The organism is Nitrospira sp. Nam74 (assembly GCF_965152615.1).
Map to the genome: position 1 here is coordinate 4300017 of NZ_OZ224220.1, position 19822 is coordinate 4319838.

Below are 19822 nucleotides of genomic sequence, written 5' to 3' on the forward strand. Positions count from 1 at the left end.
ACTCTTAAAAGTCAGCCGTCACTTCATGCTATAACCCCGGTTGCGGTCTACGCAAGTCTCGCGCGGTGAGTCTGGCTCAGCGCATCATCCACACGACTTCCGTGTCCTCGATGTCCCATCCGGATGGCTGTGACTGCAACACAATGAAGAAGCCGGCGCCGGTCCCGTTGGATCGGTAATTGCCGACATACACCAATGCTAGGTTTTCTTTGGGTGCATAGGCGACCCGGGAAAACTCCAGTCTGATCCATGGATCTGCCCCGGCAACGGTCCACGCGGCTGGACGTACCACGAGCCCCGCCTCTTCGAGGTCCGCACTAAAATCGGACACCAACCGATAGCGCACCCCAAAGTTCAGCTTCGGTTGCAATCGCGATGAACTGCGGGTCGCGGTGAGGAACTCTGCAATCAACGAGGGCGGCAAGGTTCCATCGAAAAACCGGTTCTCTTCAAAAAACTGGCGTCGGAACGGGACCTCTTCAGGACCAAGGCGGGTGGCCGTCAGCCGCCGAATCAGTACGAGCGTCGTATCCGAGGTCAGAAACTTGGCTTGGATAATCCGATCATAGATCGCATAGTCTTCAGATGGGACAACTTGAACGTCCTCACGCGAGTTGTCGGCCAGAACGGTCGTCTGCGTATGGAACACCAGAGCCATCACCATCGCGATCACGGGCAGTTCGCGTAATAACCCACCATGGCGAAGCATCCGTAGTCGCATGAGGCAGCATAGCCCGAGAAGAACGATGAATCAATCCATGTACAAACCCGGTACATTTGCATTCACTGCAAAAGATCCCTAAAATGCCCGGCGCTGGTTCATCAGCGCTCTATGCACTCTTCGCTACGCCAAGTCGAACATCCTTTATCGCGCTCGATTGCTTTCCTCTTCTCGATTGTTCTGGCCTTGGTCCTCTCGCTCATGGGCTGTCAGCCTGACGAGTCCCCGTTGAAAAATGAGAACGAGACCCTGCACAGACAGGCCGAGAAACAAGAATCGGTCATCTTGTCACTTCAAGATGGGAATAAGGTAATGCAGCAGCAGATCGATTTGCTCAGCAAGGAATTGCGCGAGGCGAGACAGCAGGTCGAACGTGTCATGGGTGAACGAGCCACACTGACGACCCAACTGGATGAGCAGGAAAGCAAAACTCGCAAACTCGCCCTCGATGCACAACGTGTCGCTGAAAAGACAGCCCAGCTCAACAATGCCTTCCGAGTGGACGACAAGGGGGCGGCGTCAGAGGATGTGCCGGCACCGTTGACCGCCGTAGTGAAAGCACTGGAAGACGCGCTGTCAAAAAACGGTTATGGCATTCGAGCCGGGATGAAGACGGAACAGAAGGCTGTGTATGTGACCGACCGAAAGGTGTCTGAGCCGACGTCACTGGAAGTTCCCGGCTTTCGAAATCAATATGTCGTGTATTTGCAATCTTTGGCGCCGGCCCGTACGCGGCTGAGCGTGAAAGCAGAATTTGAGCGAATGGCCCAGGGTCACCGCGTGCTTTCTGTCGGCGCAGAAGAAGCCACTGAGATCGAGCGGCGCTTAATCGCGGAGATATCCAAAGCCGTTTCACGGGCAGGCAAAGTATAGTCGCCCTTGACCCGCCCTTCAGCCTGTATTCTCCTCCCCGTTTGCAAGTCGCTGTATTTCTTACCCCCTGTAATTCCGACCGGACAGGTATCATCAAGCAGGCCTCATCTGGCGAAACAGCCGCCTTAGGCTATACTTACTGAGCACATGGCAAAAACTGTCGGCGGCCTCGTTACTTAGGACCTCGGAATGGCCAAGAATAAAACGCACGACGTCCAGCCGAAGGATAAGATCTTCACCTCTACAGATGAGATCAGCCAATCGATTTCGAAACTGCGTGCTCGTATCCACCAGGTAGAAGAGCTGAAGAGGGACGGCCTTCCCTACCGCGATGCGCTTCGAGTAACAGCCGAATACCAGCTTCGCGATTCCATTCGAGAAATCTTTGGAGAACGGTCACCGGAATATCTTCAGAACCAGAACCTTCGGATTAAGGTAAACAGTAAGCAGAGCGTGAATGAAACGATCTCGCTACTCCAACACCTCGTCGTCAGCCTTGAAGAAAGGCGCTTGGATCTGTTGGGTCTTCGCTCCCCTGCGTCCCATCAAACCATGGGAAAGGGCTCGGAGAAAAGTGCACCGGCACAGAGCGAGGACTCTTCCGCAGCAGAACCTACAGCCGACGAACCTTCACCGGTCAGCGCTGCGGTTCCGCTGCCACCCACGCCGACACCGGAAATCAAAATGATCCAGCCTGTTCACCCAATGCGACCTCCTGAGCCGGCTCGAGTAGCTCCGACCGCCGAAGTCCAACCACCGGTGGCTGAGTTGCCGGTCATGGCTGCCACGCCCGCGATGCCCCCGCCACCAATTATGTTGGTCTCGCAGGGAAAGCTTAAATTGTCCGCTCAAGCCCCCGAGTCGCCGCTCCGCTCAACCTGCGACCCGCTACGCTTCCAAGCTGAATTGGCTCCCCCTGACGTTTCGGACACTCAACCATCATTGGAGAGGAGTATGTCCACAAAACTTCGTTATCCACCATCGGATGCGGCTTCGGAATTCATTGAACCTCAACGTACCGTTATTTCTTCAGACCGAGGTCGAAACAACGACGGCGTGGCCGGACACTCGAGTGCACCTGCCAGCACGTCGAGTGATGAGGACAGGGACACGGACACCATTGCTTATCTTCGGAAGGTCTGCTCGGCCTTTCACCGTGTCGCCCGGCAACTTCGCCAACGGCGAGACGAGCGCCCTACCCTCGAGGTCGAAGACGAGCGTGACGTAGTGGACCTCCTTCATGCCCTACTGAGCATTCAATTCGACAACATTGAACCTGAGGAGTGGGCCCCGACCTATGCGAGTGGATCGACACGAACAGATTTATGGCTGAAAGAAGCAGGGGTGGTGATTATCGCGAAAAAGACGAAACAAGGGATTGGGGTGAAAGCGTTGACGCATCAGGTCAGCGTCGACTTTGAACGGTATGGTAATCATCCAGATTGTCGGCTGATGTTCTGCTTTATCTACGATCCTGAGGGCCGTATAGGACACCCGAAAGGGCTGGAAGGGGATCTCACCGTCAACTACAACGGACGCCGCGTCGAAGCACTGATCTCACCCAAGTAACGTCACTCCTTACAGGCCCTTGCAATGCAGCATGGACCGTAAGTATGGCGGGGCAATACCTACTACATAGAGTACGCATTGCCCCTGGGATGCCACACGGCTTCGCGGCCGCTAATAGACCGAGGGGCGCGTTGAGGCGCTCCGCGCGCACAGGATACTTTATAGTTTGCCGACCAAGTCTAAGCCGGGCTTCAGTGTTTTGCTGCCTGGCTTCCAACTTGCCGGACACACTTCTCCCTTGCCTTCTCGTACATGAATGGCGGCCTGCAACTTTCGAAGCAGTTCCTGGCCGCTCCGACCGATGCTGTTGTCGTGAATTTCATAGGCCTTGACGGCGCCATCCGGGTCGACAATAAAGCTGCCCCGGAGCGTCACTCCTTCATTCTCCAGATAGGTGCCAAACTCACGACTAAGTTTCCCTGTTGGATCCGCCACTAAGGGAAACGACACGGCCTTGATCGTCGGAGACGTGTCATGCCATGCCTTGTGGACATAGACCGAATCGGTGCTCACGCCGAATACTTCTGCCCCGAGTTTTTTGAATTCGGGATACAGTTCCGCCACTTCGGCCAGTTCGGTCGGACAGATAAAGGTGAAATCACCCGGATAGAACATCAAGACCACCCATTTCCCCCGGTACGCGGAAAAATCAATGGACTTGATCTGATCATTTTGAAACGCCTGGTACGTACCCGGTGAAATAGTGTGCCCGATCAGCGACATAAGTTCCTCCAATGTTTGACGGTAGATAGCTGAGAGCGCGTCTCACACGCTTTTCACTCACTGCTCCTCGATCTTCTCGAATTCTAACAGCCTGACACGCGAGACCTCCAGAGCAAAAAAATGTCAGACAAGCCTATGCAGAATAATCCGCAAGCCGCCGCGCCATGGTGATTTCTATTCTCTCTTTGCTTCAAGAACATGCGCGACCATCAGACACTCCAATCCAAACGGCAGGTATCCCGCATAGCCCAGGAGCGGCATCTCAAAAACCAGGAAGCGATGCACAAAGGGAATCGCGTATTCCCAGTGCGCCAGGCTGTGCCAATTCCAAAGTTCCCAGAAGAACCCACATTGTAGGCCCGCGAGCGCCGGTAAGCAGACGGGACGCCAATCTCCATGCCGGATGCTGGAGAACATTGTCTCTCGTCGCAACATCGCCTGAAACGAAGTGATGATCAGAAGAGGAGAAACCCAGAGTAAGGGAAACAGGTAATCCGGCCAGATCCCGATTCCCGTCAGCCCTGCCCCGGCGAACACGAATACGATCCAGCCCATTAGCGCAGTATGCGGCATCCCAATGGAACGCAGATGTCGAAAGGCGCTGCCGAAACGAGTGGAGGTCTTCAGCCATTCAATGGTACTCACCACAGCGGGCAGAACGGTTGAGAACGAGAGGGTGGCGTAGAGGACATAAGCCGATGGGCTGAAGTCCTCGATCCCGACGTAATACCAATTCTGAACAAATCGATTGAGATATTCAAAAAACCACCAGAACGCTGCGCTTCCAACGAACAGCATAACGAGATGTCGCGGCCGGCTTGACAACAGGGACATACCGGTAGCGCGATAGGTCAACGCATTGATCACCACGATATAGCCCAGCCACAAGGGCGTGAAGGTAAACGCCTGAAACGTGGCGAACCATGGGTATCGTGTCCAGGCAAGCCACCACGCCAGCGCCATGAGGAGCATCCCTACCCACCCCCAAAGAGGAAACGCGTGTGTCTTGGTGTGCGGCGCGCCACTCGACATGATGGCTTCAACCATCGGCCTGACGCATGGTGCGATGAGCACCGCGATCAGGAGCGCAAGTCCAAGAAATACCGGCCATGAAAAGGAGGCGTGCTGCACGTGATGCGTCAGTGGGGGAAACTCAAGATACGGCCCGAGTGATTGTCCGCTAAGCACGATGCCGAGGAGGGGCAGCCCGAGCAGAGTGACAAGGACGAGCAAAAGAAAACCATCACGCGGGACCGGCGGGATCCGCATCATCACCCACGATGGTTCGGATTGGATTAGTCTACAGCATCATACCGAAAGGACTCAAAAAATGGAGGACCCTTCACACCGCTTCGATAGGCACGCACCACAGCGGCCTGAGCCTTTTCGCAGCTGGTTCGCATGTGAGCATCGCTCCAGTTCTTTGCTTCAACCGCCTTTTGATAATTCCGGCCGACAAGGCACTGGACGCCCATGTATGTCAGGTCGTGTGTGCTCGACTTGTCCAGACTGAACACCTCTTCGACCGGTGCATCCGGAACCGTCCCCTCGCACTTACAGTAACGGCAGGCGACCAATGGTTTGAGCACGGACGCGGTCCAAATCACGTCACGGACTTCCCATGGTTCGCCGGCCTCAACATAGGCAGAAGGATCGGCCGCAATCGGGAGTGCGCGCCGCAAGAGTTTGCCGACGGCGATGTGCTCATCATGTCCACTGACTCCGCAGTAATCATCCATGGAAATCACAACGTCGGGACGGCGCGCCCGAAGCAGTGCGACGATGTAGCCTACCGGATCGCCTTCCCGACTCCATTTCGTAATGACATCCTCCGACGTTGTAGAGGAGGACCAGTCGTGAAACGGTGCATTCGGCGGGAGGGCATCAAGCTCCTCGATGGAGAAGGGGCCGTTCACGAACGGCCCCAGGTCGTACCCGTCCGCATGAAACATCGACGCGGATCTCGCGAAGAGCGCTTCACGGGCTTTTGCCATCGGCGTTCCCCGCCGCAAGCCTCCCCACACCTTATCGCTGTTTTCGCCGCGGGTGAGGCTCGCCAGGTACAATGTGCCGGCGGTATCCTTGGCTCTGGCAAGAAAGGCACTGGATGACATTTCGTCATCCGGATGTGCGCCCAACCAAAGGACTCGTTCGGCTTTCTGTAAGGCGTCAAGAACTCTATTGGGTTTCGACGCAGGAGAAGCCGACTCACCGGAACCGACAGCCAGAAACAGTAACACGACAACGAGAGCACTCGCGTGCCATATCGTGAGAGCGATGGGTTTTGAGCGGCGGGACTGCCGATTTGGAGAAATCACGCGGTTTTTTGAGACAGACGTGCACGAAGATATCGATCGACACCAGCGGCCATCTTACGTCCTTCCGCAATCGCCCAGACGATCAAGGATGCCCCGCGCTTCGTATCGCCGCCGGCAAAGACCCCTTCCACATTGGTCATGAAGGTCTCGTCCACCGCAACGCTTCCGCGCGCGTCATATTTGACACCGAGACTATCGAGGAGACCGTTCTTGACGGGACCCGTAAATCCCATCGCAAGGAGCACGAGATCAGCTTCCAGCTCGAAGGCCGTATTCGGAATGGGAATGAACGCTCCATTTTGGAAGGTTACACGTTGGCCTTGCAGCTTGGTTACATGCCCGTTGCGGCCGATGAACGCCGTCGTGGAAACACTCCATTGCCGGTCGCATCCTTCCTCGTGCGCGTGTGAGGTTCTCAACTGCATCGGCCAGAGCGGCCAGGGAGTGGACACGGCACGCTGGGGAGGCGGCTCCGGCAGCAATTCGAACTGGCGAACTTCCACGCACCCCTGTCGATGCGTGGTTCCCAGACAATCCGAACCGGTATCCCCGCCCCCGATGATGACGACCCGCTTTCCCTTGGCGGTAATCGTTTCACCGACAATGGGATCCCCCGCATTGCGCTTGTTCTGCTGGGTCAAATATTCCATCGCGGGATGGATGCCCTTGAGTTCGCGGCCTGGCACAGGCAACTCTCGCGCCTGCTCTGCGCCGAGCGTGAGACAGACGGCATCGTATTGTCGCCGCAAGGTGTTCCCGTCGATATCGACCCCGACATGGACGCCGGTCTTAAATTCGACGCCTTCAGCCTTCATCTGTTCCAATCGGCGATCGATGACCCATTTTTCCATCTTGAAATCAGGAATGCCGTATCGAAGCAGTCCGCCGATGCGGTCGGCCTTTTCATAGACCGTGACCTGATGGCCCTGACGAGCCAGTTGCTGAGCGGCCGCTAAACCGGCAGGACCGGACCCGACAATCGCCACCGTTTTTCCGGTCCGTTCGACGGGCAACACCGGCTCGATCCAGCCTTCATGAAAACCCTTGTCGATGATGTTCCACTCGATCACGCGAATCGACACGGGATCGCTGTTGATGCCCAGTACGCACGCGGACTCGCACGGCGCCGGGCAAAGCCGTCCGGTAAACTCCGGAAAATTGTTCGTTGTCTGCAGTGCCTTCAGCGCATCTTTCCACCGTCCCCGATGCACGAGATCGTTCCATTCGGGAATAAGATTCACCACCGGACAGCCGTTGGTGCTCTGGCAGAACGGGACCCCGCAATCCATACAGCGCGCGCCTTGGACCTGCAACTTGTCGTCGGAGAACGGCTCGTACATCTCCTTCCAATCGAGAACACGGAGTTCGATGGGGCGGCGGGTCGGCCCTTCCCGGGTGTACTTGAGGAAGCCCTTCGGATCAGCCATGGGCCACCATATCCTTCTGCGCCTGCTCCTTGAGCGCTGCCGCTTTGCGCTCCGCTAGCACTCGCTTATAGTCGATCGGCATAATTTTGAGGAACTTCGGAACCATCGCTTTCCAATTGTCCAACACAAGTTTGGCTTTGCGACTGCCGGTGTACTTCAAGTGTGCCTCGATCATCGTCCGTACAAGCTGTTGATCTTCAACGGAATGCAGCTTCTCCAGCTCAACCATGCCCATATTACAGCGTTGCTCGAACTGACCATCCTCATTGAGGATGTACGCCACACCGCCAGACATGCCGGCCGCGAAATTCCGGCCGGTTCGGCCGAGCACCACGACGACCCCGCCCGTCATATATTCGCATCCATGATCGCCGGTGCCTTCGATGACGGCGCGCACCCCGCTGTTCCGTACCGCGAAGCGTTCCCCTGCCGTACCGTAGAAATAACTCTCTCCCGATGTCGCGCCATAGAGCGATGTATTACCAATCAGAATGGTCTCTTCAGGATTAAACGAGGCCTCTTTCGGCGGCACCACTATGATTTTTCCGCCTGAGAGTCCTTTGCCGAGATAATCGTTCGACTCGCCTTCCAACGTGAGGGTAATGCCACGTGAGAGAAACGCGCCGAACGATTGCCCGGCGGAGCCCGTCAACTTGATGTTGATCGTATCGTCAGGAAGCCCCTTCACGCCATACTTCTTCGCAATACGGCTCGAGAGGACCGTTCCCGCCGTGCGATTGATATTGCGAATCGGCAACTCAACTGAGACTTTCTCGCCATGCTCAATCGCGGGCCGGCACAACTCCACGAGTGTATTGTCCAAAATATCGCTCAAGCCATGATCTTGTTTCTGCACACAGTGGGTCGCGACGGGAGGACTGACTTGAGGCACATGCAAGAGCGGCGAAAGATCGAGCCCCTTTGCCTTCCAATGGTCAACCGCCTTATGCACCTTCAACTTGTCGACACGTCCGATCATCTCGGCGACGGTTCGGAAACCCAACTTCGCCATCAATGCCCGCATCTCCTCGGCCAGGAAGAAGAAGTAATTCACGACGTGTTCCGGCTGACCCGTGAATTTCTTGCGCAGGACAGGATCTTGCGTCGCGACGCCGACCGGACAAGTGTTGAGGTGGCACTTGCGCATCATGATGCAGCCTTCGACAATCAACGGCGCGGTGGAAAAACCGAATTCTTCCGCTCCCAACAACGCCGCGATCACCACATCCCGACCCGTCTTCATCTGCCCGTCCGTCTCGACTTTAATGCGGCCTCGCAGGTCATTCAAGACCAGCGTCTGGTGGGTTTCCGCCAATCCGAGTTCCCATGGAATGCCGGCGTACTTGATAGAAGACAGCGGCGACGCGCCTGTTCCTCCGGAATCGCCGCTGATGAGAACCTTGTCGGCATGCGCCTTCGCCACACCCGCGGCCACCGTGCCGACTCCGACCTCGGACACCAATTTGACCGACACGTCGGCCTCTGGATTGGCATTCTTCAGGTCGAAGATCAATTGCTTCAGGTCTTCGATCGAGTAAATATCATGATGGGGTGGTGGTGAAATGAGCGACACGCCGGGCGTCGCATACCGCAAACGCGCGATGACTTCATCGACTTTGTGTCCCGGCAATTGCCCGCCTTCACCGGGCTTCGCACCCTGCGCCATCTTAATTTGCAGTTCTTTGGCGTTGACGAGGTAGTGCGCCGTCACGCCGAACCGCGCAGAGGCCACCTGTTTGATATACGAATTCTTTGAATCGCCGTTCGGCAAGGGAGTAAACCGCTCCGGATCCTCACCCCCCTCACCGGTATTGCTCTTGGCGCCGATCCGGTTCATGGCGATCGCCAACGTTTCGTGCGCCTCCTTGCTAATCGCCCCGAACGACATCGCGCCGGTCGTGAAGCGCTTGACGATCTCCTTGGCCGGTTCGACCTCTTCCAGCGAAATCGGTGCGTCGGTAACATTGAATTCCAGCAGGCCGCGCAGGTTTGACCGGCGGCGGCTTTCGTCATTCACCAGCGTGGAAAACTCTGCGAATGTCTTCGGATCGTTCACGCGCGTCGCATGTTGAAGCTTGTAGATCGTTTCCGGGTTCCAATTATGGTGTTCACCTTGGACGCGATAGTGTACCTCGCCGCCAAAGTCCAGTTGCCTGATCGGGGCAGGCTCATAGGCCAAGGCATGTCGACGCAAGGTTTCTTCGCCGATTTCCCGAATACCGATGCCTTCAATGCGCGAGGGTGTCCCGGTAAAGTACCGGTCAACGAGCGTGCGATTTAAGCCGATCGCCTCAAAGATCTGCGCGCCGCAGTAGGACTGCACGGTCGAAATCCCCATCTTCGAGAAGATCTTCAACAGACCCTTATTGATCGCCTTGATAAATTTGACCTCTGCCGTCGCCGCATCGACACCTTCAGGGAGATAGCCGTCACGTTCCATATCCACCAGCGATTCAAAAACGAGGTAGGGATTGATGGTGCCGGCGCCATACCCGATGAGACTCGCAAAATGGTGAACATCGCGCGGCTCCCCCGTTTCCAATATCAATCCCACTTCGGTCCGCGTGCATTCACGCACGAGGTGATGATGCACGGCGGAGATCCCAAGCAGACTGGGTATCGGCGCCCACTCCTCGTTGACGCCTCGATCGCTCAAGATCAAGAACTTATAGCCATCCCTGATCGCTTGCGAAGCCTGGCCACAGAGTTCATCGACAGCGGCTGCCATCCCCTCCGGGCCGGTAGGGACCCGGAACAACATCCGCAACGTCTTGCTCTTAAAATGAGGATCGGCAATTTCTCTGATCTTTTCCAGATCTGCATTGGTCAGGATCGGCTGTTTGACCCGGATTCGCCGGGCGGACTCGGGCATCTCATCCATGACGTTTGGTTTGGGCCCGATGTTCGTCACCAAGGACATGACCAGTTCTTCGCGGATCGGATCGATGGGTGGGTTGGTGACCTGCGCAAAGAGTTGCTTGAAATACTTGAACAGTAGCTGTGGCCGTTCCGACAAGACCGCCAACGGTGTGTCGGTACCCATCGAGGATACCGGCTCTTCGCCCGTCACGACCATCGGTGTCAGTACCATCTTCAGCTCTTCGACCGTATAGCCGAAGGCCTGCTGGCGTTGACGGATCGTCGGATGATCCGGTTGCTGGACGTTCAAGGGGTCCGGCAGCTCATCAAGTGAGATCTTGTATTGCGTGACCCAGGCCCGATAGGGCTTGCGGCCGACAATATCGGCCTTAATCTCTTCATCGTCGATAATGCGACCTTGTACGGTATCGACGAGGAACATGCGGCCGGGTTGCAGGCGGCCTTTCTGCCGGATGTTTTTCACATCCGTCGGCAAGACCCCGGCCTCAGAGGCGAGCACGACACGATCATCCGCGGTGACCTGATAGCGGCACGGTCGCAATCCGTTACGATCCAACGTAGCCCCGATCAGTTTGCCGTCCGTGAAGCAGACCGCTGCCGGACCGTCCCACGGTTCCATCATGGCGGCGTGATACTCATAGAACCCGCGACGATCCAAATCCATCTGGGGGTTGCCGACCCATGGCTCGGGAATGAGCATCATCATCGCATGCGGCAGCGAGCGGCCCCCCATGACCAAAAATTCAAGGGCATTGTCCAGGCATGCGGAATCACTTTGCCGATCATAGACAATGGGATAGAGCTTGGGCAGATCGTCACCGAACAACACGGAATCCAGACGCCCTTGGCGGGCGCGCATCCAATTCACATTTCCCTTCAGCGTATTGATTTCGCCGTTGTGGCAAATGTACCGGTAGGGATGGGCCAGCGGCCACGTCGGGAAGGTATTCGTGCTGAATCGGGAGTGCACGAGCGCCAACGAAGAGGTGACATCCGACTCCTTCAAATCTTGATAGTACGCTGCCATCTGATGCGGCAGGAGCAATCCTTTATAGACGATCGTATTGGAGGACAAGCTGGGAATGTAAAAATACTCTTTCCCTTCGAGCGTCGATTCGCGAAGTGCCTTTTCTCCGCGCTTGCGGACGACGTACAGTTTCCGCTCAAACTGCGCTTCATCTAGGGCGCCGCGCGCCACAAATACTTGCCGAACCACCGGTTCGGTTCGCCTGGCCTGGACCCCGATCGACTCACTGTCCACCGGCACATCACGCCAGCCCAGAAGCTGAAGTCTCTCTTCCGCAATGATATGCTCGAACGCCGCCTCACAGCGCCGCCGCCATTCGGGATCTCGAGGCAAAAACACCATCCCGACGCCATAGGCACCCGCATGTGGAAGAATAATGTTTACCTCAGCTGCGGCCCGGCGGAGGAACTCATGCGGCACTTGAAAGAGAATACCGGCCCCGTCTCCGGTGCACGGGTCACAGCCTTGAGCGCCGCGATGAGCGAGGTTGTTCAGGACTTCCAAGCCTTGTTGGACGATGGTGTGGGACTTTTGTCCCTTCAAGTCGGCGACGAAGCCGATTCCGCACCCGTCTTTTTCAAATTGAGGATCGTACAGTCCTTGCCGTTCAGGAAGCCCTGGCACGTTCATCTGATATCCTATTCACTATACAAATGGATCGTTATTCGACCGAACCAGTTCGAGAGGCGAGCATGTCCGTGCAGAACACGTCGTGACAATCGTGAATGAAATCGAATGGTCACGATACTGGATAGGCCATTCCTCTGTCAAGAATTAGAGCGACATTGTACGTCCTTGTCTTGACTTTAAACTTCCGGCTGACCTAGTATCCCCGAATGAAAGAAGGCCCCACGACATCTTCCATTCAGACGATGACCGATGTCTGGGAAGCCTATCGAGGCGAACTGGAAGGGGTCGAGGATCAGATCCAGAAAAACCTCGATTCCTCTGTCGCGCTCGTGAATACCGTCGCGGCTCACATTTTGAGCAGCGGAGGTAAACGCATCCGCCCATTGCTGCTGACCCTGTGTGCTCGCCTCTGCGGCTATACCGGGAAAGACGTCTATAGCCTGGCCAGCCTCGTCGAATTTATCCATACGGCAACGCTCCTACACGATGATGTCGTTGACGATGCCGATCTGCGGCGCGGCCGTCAAACGGCACGGAAAGTTTGGGGCAATCAAGTCAGCATACTGGTCGGGGACTACCTCTATTCCAAGGCAATCTGTCACATCGTCGGATTCCACAATCAAGGCATTAATGAGGTGCTCTCTGAAGCCTGTCGGAAAATGGCCGAAGGAGAAGTCCTGCAGTTGTATTACAACGGAAACCCGCTCATCACCGAATCGGAATACTTACGCATTGTTGAGAATAAAACCGCGGGGCTCATTGCCGCCTCCTGCAAGATCGGCGCGATTATCGGCAACGGCTCGGAGGAGCAGCAGCGGGCCTTGTTTCGTTTCGGACAATACATCGGCATTGCCTTTCAAGTCGCCGACGATACGCTCGATTATGCCGCGAACGGGGACCGTTTAGGAAAATCACTCGGCCAGGACCTCCGCCAAGGCAAGACGACGTTGCCGCTGCTACATCTCCTCCAGCATTGTCCTGATGCGGATAAACACATGATCAAAGATTGCATGGAGACCCGCACCCTTTCGGATGGAGATCTCCATCGAATCATTTCCCTAATGCAAGAGTATGGATCAATCGCGTACGCGCACGAACGCGCCAAGACATTTGTGATGGCGGCCGACCTGGATCTCGCGCAATTCGAGGACTCCTCCCCGAGACGCGCGCTCGCGATCGTGGCGGAATATATGGTCAACCGAGATCGCTAGTAGCCTGCTGAAAAAGCCCTCCAGCAGCGTTCTCTGCGGCGCGACTCCCTCTGACGTACGCAATAGTACGCGTGGGTCGGTGTGATTTCTGCGGCCTTGGTGGAGGCCTTTTTGATCGGGCTCGAGCAGCTACGTTGATGTTGAACATCTTAAAGAGAGACTAATGGCACATCTCACTCCGTTTCGTGGCGTACTGTACGATCCAACCGCTGTAAAAGAGGTGGCATACGTGGTCGCCCCGCCTTACGATATCATCGACGCGACGTATCAAAAGGCGCTCCATGATCGGCATCCCAATAATGTCATTCGGCTGGAGTTGGGGATGGACGAACCTGGCGACTCCCCGTCAAGGAACCGCTATACCCGGGCGGCAGAACTCCTGAAAGAATGGCTGAAAGCCGGCGCCTTGCGACGCGATACCCGACCGTCTCTTTACCTGTATATGATTGAATATCAGCCACCGTCCGGCGATGCGAGGCCGCCTACACGGACACTCAAGGGATTCTTCTCTACGGTCGAGCTGGAGGAATTTGGGACCGGACGAATCTTCCCTCATGAGAATACCCGTTCGGCCGCCAAAGCAGACCGGTTGAATCTTCTGGAAGCCTGTCACGCGAATTTCAGCGCGATTTTTTCGTTGTATTCGGATCCCGACAATCGCGTGATGCAGCTCCTCGAAAAATCGGTGGATCTGAATAGACCGCGGCTCGATTTCCAGGACGATACCGGCTTGCGCCAGCGTCTCTGGAGCATCACCGATCCGGAAGTCCTCATGGCGGTGGGCGATCTGATGAAACCCAAACCCCTTTTTATCGCAGACGGCCATCATCGCTACGAAACGTCGCTTCGATATCGACAGCTCCGACGGGAACAAGACGCCACCCGCCTCAAAGGAGCCCCCAGCTTGCAACCCTATGATAGCGTGCTGATGCTCTTCGCAGCTCTCGAAGATCAGGGGCTCACCGTGCTTCCAACCCATCGCGTGTTGACTCATCCGCTTCCAGGACTAGACAAGGTGAAAGGGCTTCTCGGGGAAGCCTTCGAGATACAAGAGCTCCCGTTTCAGCCTTCGGAGAAAGACGCGCGGGCGCGGTTTCTGCAGTCGCTACGCAGTCTCGGGCAATCCGGAACGGTCTTCGGGTTGGCGGTCCGCGACGCAAGAGGCTACTGCCTGCTCAAATTGAAAGCGACCCATCGACCTCCCGCCACAGCTTCCGAACGAGACAAGCTTGATGTGTCGATTCTCCAGCATGAGGTGATCACCAAACTGTGTCCGACATCGGCAGAACAAGAAACGATCATCTATACGAAAGATGACCAGGAGGCGCTGGACTTGGTGCAGCAGGGAACAGCCACGGGCGCGCTTCTGTTGAATGCCACGAAAGTCAGCGAAGTTCGCGAGGTCGCGGCCTCCGGAGGGCGCATGCCGCACAAATCGACCTACTTTTTTCCAAAGCCACTGACCGGGTTGGTCATGAACGTCATGGAAGAATAACTGTGCAGCCCACGGAATCCCGCATTAAATCCAAGATTCTTGTCGTCGATGACGATGCCGACATCGCGATGGTCTTGAAAGACCGACTGGATTCACTGGGCTTCGAGCCCATCGTTGCAAAGGACGGCGTACAAGCCCTCGAGGCCGTCGAACGAGAAACGCCACGGATCATGATCCTCGATCTCGAGATGCCTCGGCTTTCGGGCATAGAAGTGCTGCAACGCTTGTCGCAGGGGAAGCAGCGCGGCCGTGACGGCTATGATGTGCCGGTGATCGTCATGACGGCGCACGGCACCATCAAGAAAGCCGTCGAGGCCATGAGGGAAGGCGCCTACGATTTCGTCACCAAGCCGATCGACGTCGACCATTTGATCATGACGATCCAGAAGGCCTCGGAACGAGAGACCTTAAAGCGACACTACGAAATCCTGCGCACCGAAGTGGGGACGAAATACGCGACGATCATCGGAACCAGCCCGCAAATGAAGTCTATGACTGAGCTGGCCCAACGCGCGGCGGGCTCAGACGCCAGTGTGTTGCTTCTGGGCGAAAGCGGGACCGGAAAAGAGCTGTTCGCCCGGTCGATTCACCAGTGGAGCCCGCGCCGCACCGCGCCGTTCGTCGTCATCAATTGCGTCGCCTTAACCGAGACACTGTTGGAGAATGAGCTCTTCGGACATGAAAAGGGCGCCTTCACCGGAGCCGATCGCCTCGAAAAGGGCAAGATCGAGATGGCTGACGGCGGCACCATCTTTCTGGACGAAATCGGGGACATGCCCACAGGGTTACAAGCGAAGCTTCTGCGCGTCCTGCAGGATCACGAATTCACGCGCGTCGGCGGCACCCGGCTGGTCCGTGTGAGTATCCGCGTCATTGCGGCCACAAACAAGGACCTCAAACAGGCGGTGAAGGCCGGAGCGTTTCGTGAAGATCTGTTCTTTCGCCTCAATGTCGTCACGCTCACCCTTCCGCCGCTTCGCGAGCGCTCACAGGACATTACACAACTCGCAGAATTTTTCCTGAAGCGGCATGCCGCCGACGCGAAGCGAGTGCAGATGAAATTCACGGCCGACGCGATGGCGGTCCTCACACGCTATCCGTGGCCCGGCAACATCCGGGAACTGGACAATATCATTGCCCGCGCAGTGATTTTAAGCCCTGCGGATAAGGACGAGATCGACGCAGATCAATTGCCCTTGCTCACTCCGGAATTGAACGCGGACGCAGATGCTCTGGGGTACCACCATCTGCCCTACCATGACTCGATCGACGAACATAGAAGAGCCATCATTCTTCGCGCGCTCAAATGCGCGAACGGCAGTCAAACGAAAGCGGCCGAGCAGTTACAACTCCAACGCACCTATCTGGCCCGCCTTATCAGACAATTGAACATCTCCCCGGAGTCGTTGAAAACCTAACGGTTCGCAAGCCTCCACTAGCTGTCGCCTCCCAGCGATCACTTTAGCAAGACAACGGCAGAAGCGCCTGCGACAAGGTCTGCTTCAAAGGACCGTGCGTCGGATCGTGGTTGCAAGGGATGTAATCGAGCGACGGATATCAGCGAGCCGGAGAAAGGAAGAGACCGGATTCAAGACTGACATGGCCCGGATAGAACGTTGTACGAAATGAATAGATTGACTCCAGGGCTGAAGGCAGGGAACTGGCGGCTAGAACCCTACGTTCCCATCGTAAGCGAGGGTCCCATCGCAATTGAGCAAGCGCATCGGCCGTTCAGCGCTTACAGTCTTTGCCGATCATGCTAGCGGCTTTCTTCAGCGTGTCCATCATCCATTCGACTCTCGCATCGGCACGTGGGTCGCTGAGGATCAGACTCGTCGGTTCGCAATAGAAGTTCGGACAAACGTGCTCACCGATCACGGCGAGCGGATGGGTCCGAAGCACGTCCTGAAGAATACCGGAGGCAAACCGGTTGATGTGATACTGGCAGAGCATGGTCATCTTCCAGGGCATTATATGCTCATTGAGCAGAGCCTCAAAGAGGATCAACTGGTCACAGCCAATAGCCAGCGCCCACGACATATCGATGATGACTCTCGCGCCTGAAAACTGCTTCGCGAGAGTCTGCTCGAGGAGACGTTCAAAAAACTCCATCATCAGGCTCGGCTCAAATCGCGCATACCGAAGGAAGGTCTGGTAACGGCTAAACAGTTGAACGCTCCCCTCTTGTCTCAGACGAATCAGATCAATCCCATCCGAAGCCAGGAGGCCGGCGAGGTCGGGATCCAGGTGCTCGTCGGTAATGTAGAGACAGAACTCACCCCGGCTGAGGCCCTCCTTGATAAAGGGGCCTAACACGTTCTTCTGCTCTTCGACGGACCGATAGAGCAAGCAAAGATGGTCCCCATGCTGAAGGTGCTTCAAATCGCAGATCGGTTTCATTGGTTCTCGACTCAGCGGCATCGGACGCCGTTACGGTTACGTGGGAAATTGCTCGCGCAGGGAACGCTTCAGCAATTCATTCTCCTTTTGTAGATGCAGCAGGGCCATGTCGCGGGCCACCACAATTTCCTTAAGATTTTGTACGTCTTGGGATCTGCCCTGCAGTTCAACCTTCGTTCGCTCCAGATCCAACATGGTTTGCTCGTAGCCCCGCTGGTCTTGTGCAATCCCGATGACGCCGATAACGGCACCCTCATCATTTCTCAGGGGACCGATGTGCAGTAGGAGTGCCATCACCTCTCCCGTCATCGTGCGAGGGTGGATCGAAATATCGCGTTTCACTCCGCGTTCGGCCGCCTCACGAATGGCGCCGCTGACCAGCCACTTCTCTCCCGGGGTCAGCACGCTAGAATTCGAGCTACCGGCACCCTGACCAGCCTGAAGCCCGACAAGTTCATGAGCAGCCGAGTTGAGTTGAAGGATCACGCCGTCTACTCCCGCGATAAATGCCGGGACCGGAGCATGCTGTAAGAGGGTGCCGGCACTTCGCGACCGTAAAACTTCTTTCTCCCCGATGGCGAGAGCTCGCGTCTGCTGTTTCAATCGTTGATGAGACTTCGCTAATTCGACAAAGCAATCCACCTTCGATTTCAGCACCGTGGGGTCCACCGGTTTGAACATATAATCGACGGCCCCGAAGGAATACCCACGGGCGACGTCGGAGTGCTCAGTACTGCACCCCGTGACGAAGATAATGGGGACCGATCGAGTCTGATTGCGCTGCCGTATGAGTGCGGCGGTTTCATAGCCGCTCAGGCCGGATAACCGGATATCGAGCAACACGATTCCGACGTCGGCAGCCAAAAGATACCGCAACGCTTGCTCGCCGGATTGCACCATGACCAGATGGCGATCTGGGCCGGCCAACACTTCCTTCAACGCCATCAGGCAATGCTCATTATCGTCGACGAGCAAGACATTAATTTTTTGTTGATCGGCGAAAGCGAGTTGGTCGTCAAAAGAATCGATTCCCGACCCATGAAAGGTGAGATCGTGTTCCAGTGACATACCGTGCCTCCTTCACAGAAAAGTGGACTCTACTGAAAATATGGGTGCTCTGTCTGTAGGTAGTAAGCTTACATTGACATAATCAATCACCGCATGAAAGATCCGTGATATCCCCTTTCACGATGTATAGGGATTCTCCACAGTCACTGATAAAGACTTATCATACGGCAGCTTATGCAATAATACCGGAAAAAGCTTTCCTTTTTCTCGTTCTCTCTATATCTTCCAAGCCGTCAATTGTCCGACACGGTGTCGATAGATGAGCAAGACCAAAAAAGTCATACCCAAGCCGTCGACTCATAAGAATGGGCAAGGCTATCAAGAGCCCGCTGAGACCAGCCGACGTGTACCACTACATCGTCCGCCTGGATTGCCGGCGCCCGACAACTCGATCCTCCGCCGGTCTAGCCGCCCACCTGGATCGAGCCGAGAGTTCGGGACAGACGGTCAGCTCCAAGCTATCCTGGATCACAGTCCCAATTTGATCTTCGTTAAAGACACGGCTGGTCGGTACCTCTTTGTCAATCGCCGGTTCGAAGAGATCTTCCATCTGACCCGCGAATACATTCTCCATAAGACCGATGATGAACTCTTTTCGCCGCCGCAAGCTACAGCCTTTCGAAGCAATGACCGTAAGGTACTGGATGCCGGGGTGCCGCTTGAATTCGAAGAAGCCGCTCTGCACGACGATGGGGTTCATACGAGCATTGTCTTCAAATTCCCGTTGTGTGATGAAGACGGACGCCCGTATGCGATCGGCGGGATAACGACGGACATCACGGACCGTAAGCGAATAGAGGAGGCGCTACGAGATAGTCAAGCGCGGCTGGCCCTGGCATTTGAAGAACGGCAACGGCTTGACGCCGATTTGCATGACAATATTATTCAGATGGCCTATGCGATCGGTATGGGGATCGAGCAGAGTCGGCTCTTACTCAAGCAGGACGCCACGGTGGCCGACGACACGTTGAAGACTGCCCTTGCACATCTGAACCAAGTCATCGCTGACGTCCGGAGCTATATCCAAAGGCAGAAACCGCTCAGGCTCCAAGGCAATCGACTCATTGCCACCCTGGCCAATTTCATACAGTCCTTGCACGGCACTCATGGCGTGCACTTTACGCTTGAAATGGATCCAAGCGTGGCGCAGCAGCTCACGGATGAACAATCCGGGCATTTGTACTATGTGGCACATGAGGCGGTCAGTAATTGTTTTCGCCACGCCAATGCGCGGTGCGGCAGACTCTCACTCCAAATATGCGGCCGATCAGTCCGTCTGAAAGTGGAGGACGACGGCCGGGGCTTTGACAGTGAGGACGCGATGGGGCGAGGCCATGGGTTACAGAATATTCGTATGCGCGTCCGCGAATTAGATGGACACGTGCAGGTTGAGTCGGTGCCCGGCCGCGGGACCCGGATTGTCGCCGACATCCCGCTGCATAATCAGACCCGCGCATGAAACAACACGCCGTCCTCCGCT

At 56.0% G+C, this 19822-nt stretch carries 14 protein-coding genes; 6 read left to right on the forward strand and 8 right to left on the reverse strand.

Features of this window, described 5'->3' with window-relative positions; all coding sequences use genetic code 11:
- Nucleotides 1-76: 76 nt before the first annotated feature.
- Nucleotides 77-721: a hypothetical protein gene (locus ACWHYZ_RS20255; protein ID WP_447984475.1), complete on the reverse strand. Its 645-nt coding sequence runs from the start codon at nucleotides 719-721 to the stop codon at nucleotides 77-79.
- 111 nt (nucleotides 722-832) lie between these two features.
- On the opposite strand from ACWHYZ_RS20255, the gene ACWHYZ_RS20260 reads away from it, so the two are divergent.
- Together ACWHYZ_RS20260 and ACWHYZ_RS20265 are read left to right on the forward strand one after the other, a co-directional pair.
- Nucleotides 833-1594 carry a hypothetical protein gene (locus ACWHYZ_RS20260; RefSeq protein ID WP_447984476.1) on the forward strand — a complete coding sequence of 254 codons (762 nt, stop codon included), beginning with the start codon at nucleotides 833-835 and terminating at the stop codon, nucleotides 1592-1594.
- A gap of 189 nt (nucleotides 1595-1783) precedes the next feature.
- Nucleotides 1784-3163, forward strand: a complete 1380-nt coding sequence (locus ACWHYZ_RS20265) for a PD-(D/E)XK nuclease domain-containing protein (protein ID WP_447984477.1) — start codon at nucleotides 1784-1786, stop codon at nucleotides 3161-3163.
- Between the two features lie 159 nt (nucleotides 3164-3322).
- Here ACWHYZ_RS20265 and ACWHYZ_RS20270 read toward each other — a convergent pair whose 3' ends face one another.
- From ACWHYZ_RS20270 to gltB, 5 genes are all read right to left on the reverse strand, one after another.
- Entirely contained in the window at nucleotides 3323-3886 is a 564-nt protein-coding gene (locus ACWHYZ_RS20270; protein WP_447984478.1) for a redoxin domain-containing protein, read from the reverse strand.
- Between the two features lie 174 nt (nucleotides 3887-4060).
- A complete protein-coding gene (locus ACWHYZ_RS20275) occupies nucleotides 4061-5158 on the reverse strand; it encodes a hypothetical protein (protein ID WP_447984479.1) in 1098 nt (365 codons plus the stop codon).
- A gap of 23 nt (nucleotides 5159-5181) precedes the next feature.
- Nucleotides 5182-6204 (reverse strand): PIG-L deacetylase family protein, encoded by a 1023-nt coding sequence (locus ACWHYZ_RS20280; RefSeq protein ID WP_447984480.1) that lies wholly within the window; start codon nucleotides 6202-6204, stop codon nucleotides 5182-5184.
- Entirely contained in the window at nucleotides 6201-7631 is a 1431-nt protein-coding gene (locus tag ACWHYZ_RS20285; protein WP_447984481.1) for a glutamate synthase subunit beta, read from the reverse strand. The genes ACWHYZ_RS20280 and ACWHYZ_RS20285 overlap by 4 nt, the downstream gene beginning before the upstream one ends.
- Nucleotides 7624-12168 (reverse strand): glutamate synthase large subunit, encoded by a 4545-nt coding sequence (gene gltB / locus ACWHYZ_RS20290; RefSeq protein WP_447984482.1) that lies wholly within the window; start codon nucleotides 12166-12168, stop codon nucleotides 7624-7626. The genes ACWHYZ_RS20285 and gltB overlap by 8 nt, the downstream gene beginning before the upstream one ends.
- A 206-nt stretch (nucleotides 12169-12374) precedes the next feature.
- Here gltB and ACWHYZ_RS20295 point away from each other — a divergent pair, with 206 nt between their 5' ends.
- The 3 genes from ACWHYZ_RS20295 (at nucleotide 12375) to ACWHYZ_RS20305 (ending at nucleotide 16292) form a co-directional block, all read left to right on the forward strand.
- Nucleotides 12375-13379 carry a polyprenyl synthetase family protein gene (locus ACWHYZ_RS20295; protein ID WP_447984483.1) on the forward strand — a complete coding sequence of 335 codons (1005 nt, stop codon included), beginning with the start codon at nucleotides 12375-12377 and terminating at the stop codon, nucleotides 13377-13379.
- 163 nt (nucleotides 13380-13542) lie between these two features.
- Complete coding sequence (locus ACWHYZ_RS20300) at nucleotides 13543-14874, forward strand: DUF1015 domain-containing protein (protein WP_447984484.1); 1332 nt, start codon at nucleotides 13543-13545, stop codon at nucleotides 14872-14874.
- Between the two features lie 2 nt (nucleotides 14875-14876).
- The gene (locus ACWHYZ_RS20305) at nucleotides 14877-16292 is read left to right on the forward strand and encodes a sigma-54-dependent transcriptional regulator (RefSeq protein ID WP_447984485.1); all 1416 of its coding nucleotides are present in this window, start codon (nucleotides 14877-14879) and stop codon (nucleotides 16290-16292) included.
- Nucleotides 16293-16605: 313 nt separating this feature from the next.
- Here ACWHYZ_RS20305 and ACWHYZ_RS20310 read toward each other — a convergent pair whose 3' ends face one another.
- Both ACWHYZ_RS20310 and ACWHYZ_RS20315 read right to left on the reverse strand, forming a co-directional pair.
- The gene (locus tag ACWHYZ_RS20310; protein ID WP_447984486.1) at nucleotides 16606-17274 is read right to left on the reverse strand and encodes an MEDS domain-containing protein; all 669 of its coding nucleotides are present in this window, start codon (nucleotides 17272-17274) and stop codon (nucleotides 16606-16608) included.
- 36 nt (nucleotides 17275-17310) lie between these two features.
- Nucleotides 17311-18342 carry a response regulator gene (locus ACWHYZ_RS20315; protein ID WP_447984487.1) on the reverse strand — a complete coding sequence of 344 codons (1032 nt, stop codon included), beginning with the start codon at nucleotides 18340-18342 and terminating at the stop codon, nucleotides 17311-17313.
- A 259-nt stretch (nucleotides 18343-18601) separates the two neighbouring features.
- Between ACWHYZ_RS20315 and ACWHYZ_RS20320 the strand changes: the two genes are divergently transcribed.
- Nucleotides 18602-19801: a PAS domain-containing sensor histidine kinase gene (locus ACWHYZ_RS20320; RefSeq protein ID WP_447984488.1), complete on the forward strand. Its 1200-nt coding sequence runs from the start codon at nucleotides 18602-18604 to the stop codon at nucleotides 19799-19801.
- Nucleotides 19802-19822 lie beyond the last annotated feature (21 nt).

Excerpts from the sequence above, each read along its gene's own strand:
- ACWHYZ_RS20255 (WP_447984475.1), bottom strand. The coding sequence starts at position 721 with ATGCGACTACGGATGCTTCGCCATGGTGGGTTATTACGCGAACTGCCC.
- ACWHYZ_RS20260 (WP_447984476.1), top strand. The coding sequence starts at position 833 with ATGCACTCTTCGCTACGCCAAGTCGAACATCCTTTATCGCGCTCGATT.
- ACWHYZ_RS20265 (WP_447984477.1), top strand. The coding sequence starts at position 1,784 with ATGGCCAAGAATAAAACGCACGACGTCCAGCCGAAGGATAAGATCTTC.
- ACWHYZ_RS20270 (WP_447984478.1), bottom strand. The coding sequence starts at position 3,886 with ATGTCGCTGATCGGGCACACTATTTCACCGGGTACGTACCAGGCGTTT.
- ACWHYZ_RS20275 (WP_447984479.1), bottom strand. The coding sequence starts at position 5,158 with ATGATGCGGATCCCGCCGGTCCCGCGTGATGGTTTTCTTTTGCTCGTC.
- ACWHYZ_RS20285 (WP_447984481.1), bottom strand. The coding sequence starts at position 7,631 with ATGGCTGATCCGAAGGGCTTCCTCAAGTACACCCGGGAAGGGCCGACC.
- gltB (WP_447984482.1), bottom strand. The coding sequence starts at position 12,168 with ATGAACGTGCCAGGGCTTCCTGAACGGCAAGGACTGTACGATCCTCAA.
- ACWHYZ_RS20295 (WP_447984483.1), top strand. The coding sequence starts at position 12,375 with ATGAAAGAAGGCCCCACGACATCTTCCATTCAGACGATGACCGATGTC.
- ACWHYZ_RS20300 (WP_447984484.1), top strand. The coding sequence starts at position 13,543 with ATGGCACATCTCACTCCGTTTCGTGGCGTACTGTACGATCCAACCGCT.
- ACWHYZ_RS20310 (WP_447984486.1), bottom strand. The coding sequence starts at position 17,274 with ATGAAACCGATCTGCGATTTGAAGCACCTTCAGCATGGGGACCATCTT.
- ACWHYZ_RS20315 (WP_447984487.1), bottom strand. The coding sequence starts at position 18,342 with ATGTCACTGGAACACGATCTCACCTTTCATGGGTCGGGAATCGATTCT.
- ACWHYZ_RS20320 (WP_447984488.1), top strand. The coding sequence starts at position 18,602 with ATGAGCAAGACCAAAAAAGTCATACCCAAGCCGTCGACTCATAAGAAT.